Here is a 13,259-nt window from a genome sequence, read left to right as displayed (position 1 = left end):
TAAGTTAACGTAATAAACCTTCAGTTATCTCTATATATCCCCTTGCTGAATGAATTTTAATCAGTCCGCCGATGGGTAAAGTTAGATTGTCCTTCAAATGTCCATGCTTCAAGTTATACATCACGGTATTTTTCGAATTGCTGAAATAATCCTGTATAACTTCTCCTAATGTAAGTGAGCGCTTTGAATAATCGTGTTCGTGGCAATCCACAAATGCTCCCAGTAGTACTGCTCTTGATGTTGAAAGCATTTTTGCAAGACGCAGATGATTAAACATTCTGTCAACACGATATGGCAGTTCGCCAGTTTCTTCGAGGAACAAGATTTTATCCTTAATAAAAGGAAGATAATCAGTCCCGATCAGGCTAACTATGTTTGATAAATTACCACCATACAAACGAGCTTTTACATCTCCTTTAATTATTGGAAATAGTTTTTCGTTTTCCGGTTGAAGCAGCTTTCCGATTTTTTTATTGGTAGTAAGCATTTCCCAGAAACGTTCTTCAGTGAACGTACTTATTTGACCACCAAAATCTATTACCGGCATCGGTCCGGCAAAAGTAAGTAATCCGCATTTTGTAAGCAGGGCTGACTGAAGTTGAGTTATATCACTGTACCCAACAAATATTTTAGGATTATTTCTAACTAATCTGTAATCAATTTTATCCAACAATCTTCCGGAACCATAACCACCCCTTGCACAAAAGATTGCACTAATCTTTTTTGATTTGAACATGGCATGAAAATCAGATAATCTTTCTTCATCTTTTCCAGCCAGATAACCTCTTGAACTGGCTACGTTTTCACCTGTTTCAATCTTATAACCAAGGCTCTCAAAATACCTGATACTTTGTTCAAGTTTGCTAAGGTCGTCCGGGCTGGAAGCAGGTGCAATTATTCCAATGGTATCCCCTTTTCGCAATCGTTTTGGTTTGATGATTTTCATTTTCGTTGTAAATTGATTGTTGAAAGTGCCGTGAATTTAAGCATTCATTGTATATCTAACAATAACTATTTAATCATAAAATTGCTTTATTGACACAACCGAATTTGAGGAGAGACAATTGGATATTGACATTCTAAATAGAAAATTAAAAAAAATTAAATTTGTTTTGACTGACAATGACGGTGTTTTAACCGACACCGGGGTTTATTATTCGGCTAAGGGTGAAGAGTTAAAAAGGTTTTCTATCAGGGATGGAATGGGTGTAGAACGATTAAGGAATCTCCTGAGCATAGAAACCGGAATTATAACTGGAGAATTATCCGGATCTGTTGAAACAAGAGCAGCAAAATTAAAAATAACGGAACTTCATTTAGGAGTGAAGGATAAAAAGAAAATACTGAATGAAATTTTGTTTACCCATCAGCTAACAGGTGAAGAAATCGCTTTTATAGGTGACGATGTAAATGATATCGAAATAATTAAAAGTGTTGGTTTTTCTGCTTCTCCAGCAGATGCAATGGAGGAGATTAAAAAATTAGTCGACTATGTTTGCATAAATAAAGGTGGCAATGGAGCGTTTAGAGAATTGGCGGAACTTATAATCGCTGCCCAATTAAAACAATAATTATGGGAATTAAGTTTTAGACATTTCCAATTTCATCCGATTCTATGGATTCAATTTGATGAAAATTTTTAAATGATATATCCATTTTACTTTTGTCTAAGCATAAGACTGAAACCTTTTCCAATGAAATAGAAATTATTTTACCAATTATGAATTCCTTTCCAGCAATTGTAGGATTTGGAAACGCATATTTGATCATATCACCAGTTTTCAATTTGACCTCAATAGATTTCAAGTTTGTGAGATTTATAAATCAATTCATACTCTTGGCGCCACTCTAAGTTTGAATCATTTCTAATTATTTTTAAAAGGTTTTGATTCTCATCATTATCAGCACTCGATTTCTTTTCACCGCTTAATCTAACCCAATAGAGAAACTCTTCAGGGTCAATGATTTCCTCATACTTGTTGTTCATATTAGCCTCCATCGATTGTGTTATTTACTTTTGTGACGAAATATATAACTGAACTGCTTCTTAAAGATTAACAGAGTGTTATTGAGATATTAATTTATCGTTAATAAAAAAGGGCGTCTATGCAGATCGCCCTTAGTCGAAGGATTGAGAGAGAGAACAAATTTTATTTTAGTAATGTCATTTTTTTTGTAATAAAAATATTACCACTTTGAATTGCATAAATGTAAACTCCACTTGGCATATCAGAAGCTTCCCAATTTACTTCATAGGTTCCTGCATTTCTAAAACCATTCACCAATACTGCAACTTCCTGTCCGAGAATATTGTACACCGATAATTTTATCTCAGATGAATTCGGGATAGAAAATTGGATTTTGGTCGAAGGATTAAATGGATTCGGAAAGTTTTGTGACAAGCTATAATCTGATGGAACTGATGAAAGTTGGTCTTCTTCAACACCGGAAACAAAATTTGTTGTAGGTGTAAATCCTAATTGAGAAACAGATGTCCAGCCTTCAGTCCAAATTCCATTTGCAGGATCAAATGCGCCATAAAAAGGTACTACCTGGAACCAGGGGTCAGGAGGATTAATAGCACCAGTTGTGGTAGGTGCACCATTCTGTGGTCTTGGATCCAATCCTGCATTGTTAGTTCTGCTGATTCCTCTTAACTGCGGATCAGCAATAGTATTTGTGTTTGCTGTAAGATGTGTCTGTACATAACTCTGCGGTGCTACGCTTGCAAGTGTATTACCATTGCTGAAGCCCCACCAGTAATTGTTCTGTATAACTAATTCACCTGCATCAAGTCTTGCACGGCTGTCTTCTCCTGATGCAAGGTCTTCAATATCCAAAGCTCCTGAACTTGCTACAAAGTCTGTTATGATTGAGTTCCATAACTTTCCGCCTGAATTGTCTCTGAAGTATAATGCTCTGTCATTACCATCACCGCCTACTCCCGATGAACCTGCACCTGAACCTATCCAGGTAATGTTTGAAAGCATTGGTATTCCGTATGGCTGACAGGTTTCACAATCATCTCCGCCGTCAAGTTCTCCGCCTCTTCCGGCTTCTGTGCTTTTCTGTATTGCAAACCAGTATTGTCCTTTACCTCTGAATCCCATATCCCAGTCAAATGCATCGTCTCCGCAGAATGCGCTTACAAGGTATCTTGTGTTTACTGTGCCTCCGAACCATTCATATCCGTCATCAAAGTTTGCAAATACTTCTACAAATTCTATTGTTGTGCCTGAACCTACTGCACCCATTGTTAGTCCGTTGATTTCATCTCCGGGTACGCCGCTTATTGAAAATCCTCCGTGACGTATTGATACAAATCTAAGTACGCCTGAGTTATCGCTATCATCATTTCCTCCGAACCTTGCATTCTCGGTTGTAGGTATACCTTCTATCTGGTTTTCTGTTGTAGGCTGGTTTGTTGTTGCTCTGCCTAAAAGGATTACACCGCCCCACAACTGATTATCATCTGCTGTAAGATCATTTGGATTGTTTACATCATCTAATTCGCTTGTGAATATTATCGGCTGATTCAGATTTCCGTTGGCTATTATTTTTCCGCCGCGTCTTACTACCAGTGCACTGGCTCCATCGCCCGTGGTGATGTTTGACTGAAGCTTTGCTTTTATTACTGTACCTGCTTCTATGGTCAGTGTTGCTGATGAATCTACAAAGATAAGCCCATCTAACATATATATGTTCTCTGAACTCCACGTTGTGTTGCTCGTGATGTCCGCTGTGATGTTTACTTGTGCTGAAATGATCCATGGCAGTATAAGAAACATAATCGTGAGCAGTAGTTTTTTCATCGTACTATTTTCTCCTTATTAGATTTATTGATATTAATGTTCTCATATCCGCCTGATATTCTTAAAGTGAATAGCTGACTCCAAGCGAATATGTAATTCCTCTTTTGTATTCCTGGAACGTATAATCCTGATCTTTGAATCTGGCTACTTCTTTATATGAAGCATTTAACAAGTTCATTACACCAAACTTTAATGTCAGGTTTTGATATACAATTTGACTTAGTGTAAAATTGAGCTGTGGTGCTGGCTGCTCATAAACATCTGGATTTACATTTGCAGAAACCTTAGCTAACCTTTCTCCAAAAGTGTTAAGGTATAATCCTGCATTAGTACCTGTTGTGTTGTTTGAATAACTTAAATCTACATTGAAGACATAAGGTGACTGACCCTGCAGTTCTCTTGTTGAACTTGAGGATGAATCAATTGCAAGCCGCTGATCCATTTCACTCTGTGCAATATCAATGTTAGAATAGATAAGAGAGAGGTTGGTACCTATATAAAAGTTAGACAGAAAATCAGATAGCTGACCCAGTCCCAATCTGAATTCTAACTCTACGCCGGCTACGGTTGCTTTTTCAACATTCTGGTATTGAACAACAGGGTTTGAGACTGCTGAATATTGTTGATAGCTTAACTCAATTGGATTTTCAAGGTGTTTGTAAAATCCACTTACCGCAACTACTTCACCCGGGTTAGTAAACCATTCCCAGCGAAGGTCATAATTTGTAATAAGCGTTCTTTTAAGAGTTGGATTACCTGCAAGTTCAACGTCATTAATAAATTCTTTACTTGAGTAGGGTGCAATTTCTCTGAAGTTGGGGCGGGCCAATGTCTGGGTAGCAGATGCGCGTACATTCATATTATCCGTCAATGAGTATATAAAATTTATTGAAGGCAATAAATCATCTTCAACAACTTCACCTTTAGTCTGAGTTGTATCCTTACTTATTAACGATAAGTCAGTACTCTCATACCGTATACCGCCTACGAATCTCAGGCTCTGCGATAACGGAAGTTCAACCATTCCATAAAAAGCATTTACCTCAAGCGTTCCGTTATAGTTATTTTTTGTTTTTGAATTATCAGTAATAACATTTCCGAAATTGTACCGAAGAGTTGTACCAATTGTATCAACGCTAGTAATTCCTGTGTATTGATCGCTGAAGAAAATATCCAGATTACCGCCCACCTGGTTAAATATTTGGTTATCTACTGAGTAGGAAAAAATTCTTTCGGTAAATGTTCTCTCACTGTTCTGATAAAATCCTCCGACTTTAAACTTACCGTTCAATCCATCCCACTGACTGAATGGAATTGAAATATTTACGACATAGTTTTGTGTGTTATCTTCCAGTGCTCTGAAGTATCTTGAAGGATTATCAAAGCCTGAACCGGATATAATGTAGTTTGGTCCATTAGCTGTTTGTCCGACACTGTATGACAGTAACCTGAAGTCAGGTTCATCCTGATTAGTTTCCGAAAAAGATAAACTCCAATCAACAGTTGAACCAAGCAGAGGACTTAAAAAGTGTTGACCACGAACTTGATACGAGATAATATCCCTTTCAGTCCAGTTTAAAACTTTATTATTAAAAACCGGTGAGTTAGGTCCGGTGCCGAATTCCTGGGGCCATTCACCTGCCTGAGAACGAGCAACAGAGATACCGCTTCTTGAATAAAAAACGTTTCCGCCAATTTGTTGTGTCGGGTTGAAATTATAACTAAAACTCGCTAAGCCTCCTAAGTTTGCTTCCGAAGTACCTTTAGTATCATTGACTAATAACTGCGGATTTAAAATATCTGCATCAAGTGATGAAACCGAATATCTGCCTACAACTCCATTTTCATAAAACGAATAGCTTCTTCCATATGTGAGACTGCCTAAATATCCGAAGGATGATTCTTCATTAATTTTTATCTGATCACCCATTGAGAAAGAATAGCTTTGATTAACTGGAGCCGTACTTGATTTTACATTCATATTTGAATTAAACGATTTTGAATATGAATCCAGAAGTATTGCCTGATCGGTATTAAATCTTGCCTGCTGTCTGACGGGAATAACAACATTTTCATTAGTCAGGAGAGATGGAATAGATCTCGTTCCATCATCATAACCAAGCCAGTCACTACCGCCTGTTTCATAAGTTAAAAAGTTTGAGCTAAGCGATGTCTGATTATTATAGGATGAAGAAGCTGAAACTTTTAATGTAAAATTCTCCGGAAATGATTTTGTCCCAATATCTACTATTCCTCCGCTGAAATTTCCCGGTTTATCCGGCGTAAAAGTTTTTATAGTTATGATATTCTCAAGTAAATTTGTGGGAATTAAATCAAGCTGAAACGCTTTTTTATTTGGATCAGTGCTTGGTAATTCGGTTCCATTTAGCTGGGTATTACTGTACCTGTCACCCAGACCACGTACATAAACATATTTTCCGTCTACGACAGTTGACCCAACGACTTTTTTCATTGCATCACCTGCATCGCTTGCGCCAGTCATTGAGAGTTGCTCGGAACTTATAGCGTCACTGATACTCGTTGATTTTTGTCTGTCTTTTAACAGGCTAGCCTCATTATTTAATATCATCTTGGCGGTGACAATAACAGCTTCCGTTTCTATTGCCTCGGATACAAGAATAAGATCGAGCTTAAGATTTTCCTTTCCTGTCACATCAACATTTGTAACAGTCATTTTAGTATATCCGATCATTGAAGCAATTAGATTGTATGAACCAACGGGTACATTGGTTATCCTGTAAATTCCGTTTATATCAGTTGCGGCACCAATTGATGTGCCTTCCAAAAGAATATTTGCCCCGATAAGCGGTTCACCATTTTGTTTATCGACAATAGTTCCTGAGATTGTACCTGTTTCCTGTGCATAAACTGAATGAGTTATCAGGAGTGTTAGTAAAAGCAGAATTGGCGATATGTTTAAAAGACCATTCAAACGAGTGATGCCCTTCTGAAACTTCATTAAATAGTTGATGAATTTATTCATCTCTCTCTCCGACATTAATAAAAGGTTATTTACTTCGACGGATGCAACTTAATGGAGCAATGTTAACGGAATGTTAAGAGAATGTTATGAGTGTGTTAAGGATAAGATGATGCAATCTTCACTTCAAAATCAAAGCAACCTTACCGCCCATGATGTAACTCCGGGTTGTTGACTAAAGATGTAAGAATATTTCAAAGTTCAATTTATCAATCTTTGTCCGGAATTTAGATCTGATCGTTATATAATCCCATGGTTCATAATTAATGCTGATGGTTGGATAAAAAATATGACGTGTCGTCTCATACTCATAAGTATGCGTGTAATTTACCAGGTAAGATGGATCGAGTACATTGGGAATAAAAAATTCATCCTTCCTTGAGAGTGAATATTTAAACTTACTATTGAAGTAAGTGTAATCCAGCCCTGCTTCAAGAAATAATTTCCGGAAAGCATAAAACACGGGTATGTTTAACTGAAACGAATATGTTGTGATTGATGGATCAGATAATTTTCTAAATTCATAATATGAATCAATTCTATACCCATAAATCCCGGTATCTGGTCGAATCACATAATACTGAGCAGCACTTTCAGGAACCGAAGACGTTGCACTTAGAACCTTATTATCTAAATACTTACTAAAACCAATACTAACGTATGAATAAGGTCTTATTTTCTCTCTGATTTTAAGTTTCAGTAAAAGACCAATATATTTTGAATACATAAATTTGTTTTCAAAATCTCCACTGAAATTAACTGAAACCAAATCCGACAATTGCTCTGTGAAATTAAATGAATGAGTAGTTGTTTGAGCAAATTCCGATTGCCCGTATACAAAACCAACTGAAAATGATTGGTTAAATTCTTCTTCAAACAAACTATTAAGAAATTCATATGCTCTTATATTCATTTTGGGATATAGATCATTGCCATAACCTTTATCAAAAAATAAAAAATAAGAATGTACAGAATCAGCAATCGCAAACCTTTCAGACCTGGACAAATTACTTATATCCTTAAACTTGAGATAGAAATTGTCCTGTATTTTTTTAACAGCCTCCGGAATCAAAACACCATATACAATGTCTTCGCTGTATTTCAACGACGGATCTGAAGAAAAATACTTGAGTATGCAGAAATCTATATAGTTCTTACCGATGAAATCCTTTTTGTTTTCCAATGCTAAAGGTTGTGTTTCATCAACAGCACTGTAGTCAAGAAAAGATCGTACTTTAAATGCGAGTATTACTGTTGGAATATTTTCCCATGCATCATTCAATTCCTGCTGAACCCAGTCGTTCCGTCGAATAATAAGTTGCCTTGTTTTTGACTGCAACAAATTATATCCGTTAGAATCAGGATTTGTTATTGAATTCAAATATCGTCTGTTCAAGTAATTCAAGTAGTACGCAATTAAGGAGGGGTCTATATCAGAATAATAATCAAAAGAAACACCCATTTGATCATACTGGTTCTTATTATTTAGAATGTTATAAGGAATATCCAATTTGAAAATATCGAATTTGGATTGAGCAGGTAAAAACTGGTTGGTTAAAACTGATATTATAATTACAGCGATAATTTTCATTTTTGCCCCAGAATAATTGTATAGTCTATAATGTTATTTCTCTGACTGCAAACTTACTACTTTTCTAAAATATTTCCTGCCTTGTAGATAATTATCTCAGCCTTTTCAATTGTTACCATTCCGCCGCAGTTTGCCTTTTCAAACAGTGAATCAACGAGGGGAAGAAAATTTTCTATCTTCTTCTGTTCGTCAACAATTTCTACTACCATCGGCAGATCTTCGCTGAGCCGCAGAATTTTGGTTGTATGAATTCTGCTATTCCCGCCAAAGCTCATTATTCCTTTTAATACTGTTGCGCCGGCTAATCCGTTATTACGGGCTTCCAAAACTATTTTTTCGTAAAGTGGAATGTTGTCCAGTTTATCACTTTCACCAATAAAAATCCGTAAGAGTTTAGCGTCTCCTGAAATTTGCATATTCACCTCAGAATATTTTTGAAATAATATATGCCAGGTACACACCTAGTAAACAAAACAAAATATTTGCAGAAATATTTAAGAGCGCGAGTGATATTTCGGAATCGCGCAGCAGATTAATTGTTTCAATTGAAAAAGTTGAAAACGTTGTGAACCCACCGCAAAATCCGACGGTCAAGAGCAGCTTAAGTGATGGCGAGATTAAATTCTTATCATCAAAATAAAAAATAATAACACCTAACAGAAAGCTTCCCAAAATGTTTACAGTTAGTGTTCCATATGGAAATGTTGATGGAAATAACTTGTGGATAAATGAAGTCATCCAATACCTGAATGTTCCTCCTGCTGCAGCACCTATAGATACTATAATATATTTTTCCAAGTATGAACCTTTATTCAATTCAATAAAATGTTAATTGGGAATCCAATCACAGATCAGTTCAATTGCTTTTAGAGTTGGGGCACAATATGTTTCAAGGAATTCTTCATCAATCTCTTCCCCGTTTTTAAGATGCTCAACAGCACCAAGCGCTCTCGCTCCATCAAAATCAACAAATGAAAGTCTTGCCGTAAGTTCTTCTTTTGGTCTGCCAAAACTTGCACCTGGCAGTATAGCAACACCGGTTTCATCAAGTAGTTTGTCACATAAATTTATACTTGATGTTATTCCGCTCCTTTTAAATTTTTCTGAGTGATCGGAAAAATCAGGAAACAGATAAAATCCACCCGATGGTTTTGGAACAAAAATATTTTTTGATCTTAGTTTTTTTGCACAATGATTACCAAGTTTTTCAAGAAGTGATCTTGCATTCCACAAATATTTTTCAATAGTGTCTCCGCCCTGGAATGCTCTTACTGCGGCATATTGAATTGGCGCACTTGTAGCTGTGAATGTTTCACTTGCCATAACAGCCATCGAATCAAGCAGCCATCTAAGAGAAGAAGGAAATACAAATGTACCCAGCCTCCATCCGCCTGCACCGCACCATTTACTTAGTCCACCGCTGATGATAGTTCCTTCGGGATAAAACCTGCCGATTGAAATATGTTTACCTTTATAATGAAGTTCGCCATAAATTTCATCTGATAACAGAACAAGTTTATACTTACGTGCTACTTGAGCAATTTTTTTTAGTTCATCTGTTGTATAAGTTCCTCCGACAGGATTAGAAGGATAGTTCAGAATTACAATTCTTGGTTTTGTAGGATCATCTTTACAATGAGCATCAAGTTCCTCAGGGGTTAACCTCCATTCATTTTCCTTTTTAGTCTCAAGCCAGTCAACATTTCTCCCGATTATCTTTGCCTGAGGTGCATAAGAAACCCAGCTTGGAGTTGGAATAAGCAAATCACCATAATAAACATATTGAAGCATGAACATTAATTCCTTTGATCCGGGTCCGATTAAAACATCATCCGCTGAATAACCAACTCCATGTCTTTTGCTATGATAGTTCGCCACTGCCTCTCTTAACGCGAAAAGTCCTTTTACAGGCAGATAATCTTTTTGAAATGCATTGACCTTTAACTCATCAATAACTGGACGAGGTACGGGAAAAGGTGATTGCCCTAATCCTAATTTGTAAACCTGCTTACCCTGTTCCTTAAGTCTCGTGGATTTTTCATTGATCGCCAATGTAGCTGATTGATATAATCCTCTGACATTTAAATTCAGTTGTATGTTGAAGTTATTTTTATGATTTGCCATATCTCACAATTTTTTTCTGCAAAATAAAAATTATTCAAAACTCATGCATGAAATAAAAAAGGCGGTTCAATCTGAACCGCCTTAAATATAAAAGAGCAATAACAATTATTTTAATAACATCATTTTCCCGGATACTATTCTTTCTCCAACAGTCAGATTATAAATATAAACACCCGTACTGACCTGAGAACCTGATGCATTCTCCCCTTCCCATCGCACAATATAATTTCCTGAAGCTAATCTGCCGGAGATTAATGTTTTCACTAATTGTCCCTGAACGTCGAACAAATCAAGTTTAACATTTGAATTTGTTAGTGATGCTGGAATTGTAAACGCAATAATCGTACTTGGATTGAATGGGTTAGGATAGTTTGAAATTAAAATATGATCATTTGGTATGATTGGCTGATCATTTTCATCAACATCAGTTATTAGTACTTGACCTGGTCCCCTGGAATTGCCTGTCGAGTCAGCAAGATAGATGTTAACCCAGTCAGGCCTTAGTGAAGAGAACAAGTATTGGTTTTTCCATTCTTCGTCTGTTAATCGTAAAAAATTTGTAGTAGTATAATCACGATAGCTAAGCATCGGACCAACGAAGGCGCAGTCCTCACCGCCCGGTAATTGTGCTATGAATACTCCCATATCAACCGGACCCGTACCAACGTGTTTTACCCATCCGATCATATTCATTTCGCAATCAGATGGTGTTGTATGAATGTCCGCAACAATATTATCTCTTCCGAGCAGCCCTTCATACTGATAAGCCTGATCCTGATATAAAAGTTTCGGATACCAGCCGTCATACTCAACACCTGTGTAGGTTTGCGATTCAAAAAGCATGTCCTTTAGAAAAATAATTTCCTCATTTGTTAAAGGTGTATCGTTTAGTTCCTTAATACTTATCTGTTTTAGAGTGTCGCTTATTGATATTAGATCTGAAAAGTATTGAATTATTCCAGTCTGTATCTGCGGATCAATGTTGAGTGTTTGAAAATAGGTGTGACCAGATGTTCCAATATCAATCAGAACATTATAAAGTTCCGGGAATGGCTCAACGTAACTATAAGGATATGAACAAACGGGTACACCGGTATAAGACTGCTTTGCATATAATAAATTATCATGTCGCAGTTCAGTCCACGATGCAAGCTGAGTGTTCAGTTTCTGCTGCCAGAAAGCTGCTGTCTGCATAAATGATGGCAGGTTATTTCTATCGTCAGGGGGATTTAACGTTCTGATAGCATTTAACCACTGACGGTAAAATGTGGCGTTCCAATACTCGGGTAAATATAAATCAAAAAGATAACGAAGTGTGGCAAGGTTCGTTGAGTAATGGTATGCATTTAATTCAGGTGTCAGGAGTTGCGCAGCAGCGTTATTACCAAGGGCAAACATGGGATCGAGTGTTGATGGAAAAAGTCTGCAAACATTTTGTCCGTTATATTTTATTCGATCATAAACTACACTTCCGGTAACATAAGAATCATCTACATATCTTTGCCCGAATAACAAAAATGCCGATGCCGGAACAATGCTATCATTTGCTGACCATGTACCTGCTAATATCTGGCTTACAATCTTTTGGTATGCAAAACTCTGCTGTGATAAAGAATCCTGAAATAAACCAAGTGTTACGGAATCAAGCAATTGAGAACATGATGAAATATTTACAGCACTTTTTAAGTAAAAAAGATTGTCGAGTGTAACGTTATCCTGATCACCAACAAAGAATCTTATCACATTTTCGATTTCAGTATATGCAGGAATCGCATTTGCAACATCAAATAACTCGCTTATTAAAACTGCATCTATAATTTGCCTCTGAATATCTTCAAAAGTTTGAGGCTGACAAAATGGATCGCCTAATGGCGGAGCGATCAGATAGATTTCCATTCTGCCTAGCCACATCATTGTTCTAAAATATTTTCTCAACTGAGGATGCATATCAGAATCATAATGACCTCTAGGTTTAAATTGACTCCAATCATGTGACCTGCACGTTGATGTAAAAATCGTATCTACGCTAAAACCTTCAGCAGCCATTACCTTATTAAAAAGTTCATTTATCCTTGCCGAATTGTCTGCATAAAAAGGTGAGGTTGCTTGTCCAATTAATTTTGCTGCTACAGTAAGATAAATATCTACATCTCTCAGCATCTGATTCAGCTCAGGCTGAGTATTGTACTGGGCAGCAAGTTGGGGCATTGACGATCTTAATGTATTTATCAGTGCGGTTACTTTTTCAATCAATAAACCGAGTTCTACATCTCTGAGTATTCTATCGTAAGAAACATGAAATGCATAAAGCATCGCATCAGTTGAAACAAATACAGGAAGATCATTGTGATGAATATCTAAGAGTATCTGACCGAAAGAATTTTGAGATAGTCTTTCACTTACCATAAAACCATGATTCTGTATAAGACTTTTTTCATAATCGGTCAGGCTATATTTAATGTCAATCGTATCGAAATAAAGTGCACTGCTAAAGTTTACTCCGATATTATCGTTGAACATACCTGCAGGATGCATCTGAAGCAGCTGCTGTGTTTCCAGGTTTTGATGACTGTTTACGAATTGCTGGTAGGCTTGAATATTAAAATTCGATTGTGGAAATAAATATTCAGATGAAAGAAAAAAAAGAAATAAAACTAACCATTTATATTTCATTGCCCTTCCTTTTTTTTTTGCAACTTAGCTAAGACATTTAATTAAGTCAATTAACAAA

The 13,259-nt window shown here is 36.6% G+C and carries 11 protein-coding genes; 1 reads left to right on the top strand and 10 read right to left on the bottom strand.

Annotated features, from left to right (window positions below; all coding sequences use genetic code 11):
• Positions 1–4: 4 nt before the first annotated feature.
• Positions 5–946: an LD-carboxypeptidase gene (locus tag IPM56_08155; protein QQS37897.1), complete on the bottom strand. Its 942-nt coding sequence runs from the start codon at positions 944–946 to the stop codon at positions 5–7.
• A 118-nt stretch (positions 947–1,064) separates the two neighbouring features.
• Between IPM56_08155 and IPM56_08150 the strand changes: the two genes are divergently transcribed.
• Positions 1,065–1,571 carry an HAD-IIIA family hydrolase gene (locus IPM56_08150; protein ID QQS37896.1) on the top strand — a complete coding sequence of 169 codons (507 nt, stop codon included), beginning with the start codon at positions 1,065–1,067 and terminating at the stop codon, positions 1,569–1,571.
• A 16-nt stretch (positions 1,572–1,587) separates the two neighbouring features.
• Here IPM56_08150 and IPM56_08145 read toward each other — a convergent pair whose 3' ends face one another.
• The 9 genes from IPM56_08145 to IPM56_08105 all read right to left on the bottom strand — a co-directional run bounded on the left by IPM56_08145 (position 1,588) and on the right by IPM56_08105 (position 13,201).
• Positions 1,588–1,785 carry a hypothetical protein gene (locus IPM56_08145; protein ID QQS37895.1) on the bottom strand — a complete coding sequence of 66 codons (198 nt, stop codon included), beginning with the start codon at positions 1,783–1,785 and terminating at the stop codon, positions 1,588–1,590.
• A 7-nt stretch (positions 1,786–1,792) separates the two neighbouring features.
• On the bottom strand, positions 1,793–1,987 hold the full coding sequence (locus tag IPM56_08140; protein ID QQS37894.1) for a hypothetical protein: 195 nt from the start codon (positions 1,985–1,987) through the stop codon (positions 1,793–1,795).
• 163 nt (positions 1,988–2,150) lie between these two features.
• Complete coding sequence (locus IPM56_08135; protein QQS37893.1) at positions 2,151–3,812, bottom strand: T9SS type A sorting domain-containing protein; 1,662 nt, start codon at positions 3,810–3,812, stop codon at positions 2,151–2,153.
• Positions 3,813–3,873: 61 nt separating this feature from the next.
• Positions 3,874–6,816 (bottom strand): TonB-dependent receptor, encoded by a 2,943-nt coding sequence (locus IPM56_08130; GenBank protein QQS37892.1) that lies wholly within the window; start codon positions 6,814–6,816, stop codon positions 3,874–3,876.
• Positions 6,817–6,988: 172 nt separating this feature from the next.
• Positions 6,989–8,404 (bottom strand): hypothetical protein, encoded by a 1,416-nt coding sequence (locus tag IPM56_08125; protein QQS37891.1) that lies wholly within the window; start codon positions 8,402–8,404, stop codon positions 6,989–6,991.
• Between the two features lie 56 nt (positions 8,405–8,460).
• Positions 8,461–8,820 carry a DUF190 domain-containing protein gene (locus tag IPM56_08120; GenBank protein QQS37890.1) on the bottom strand — a complete coding sequence of 120 codons (360 nt, stop codon included), beginning with the start codon at positions 8,818–8,820 and terminating at the stop codon, positions 8,461–8,463.
• Between the two features lie 7 nt (positions 8,821–8,827).
• On the bottom strand, positions 8,828–9,202 hold the full coding sequence (crcB, locus tag IPM56_08115) for a fluoride efflux transporter CrcB (GenBank protein ID QQS37889.1): 375 nt from the start codon (positions 9,200–9,202) through the stop codon (positions 8,828–8,830).
• Positions 9,203–9,232: 30 nt separating this feature from the next.
• Positions 9,233–10,528: a pyridoxal phosphate-dependent aminotransferase gene (locus IPM56_08110; GenBank protein ID QQS37888.1), complete on the bottom strand. Its 1,296-nt coding sequence runs from the start codon at positions 10,526–10,528 to the stop codon at positions 9,233–9,235.
• 105 nt (positions 10,529–10,633) lie between these two features.
• A complete protein-coding gene (locus IPM56_08105) occupies positions 10,634–13,201 on the bottom strand; it encodes a DUF3160 domain-containing protein (GenBank protein QQS37887.1) in 2,568 nt (855 codons plus the stop codon).
• Positions 13,202–13,259 lie beyond the last annotated feature (58 nt).

The sequence above is a fragment of the Ignavibacteriales bacterium genome, from assembly GCA_016700155.1.
Classification (GTDB): domain Bacteria; phylum Bacteroidota; class Ignavibacteria; order Ignavibacteriales; family Ignavibacteriaceae.
The sequence above is the reverse complement of the archived record's forward strand: the minus strand, read 5'-3'. Positions and strand labels throughout refer to the sequence as shown.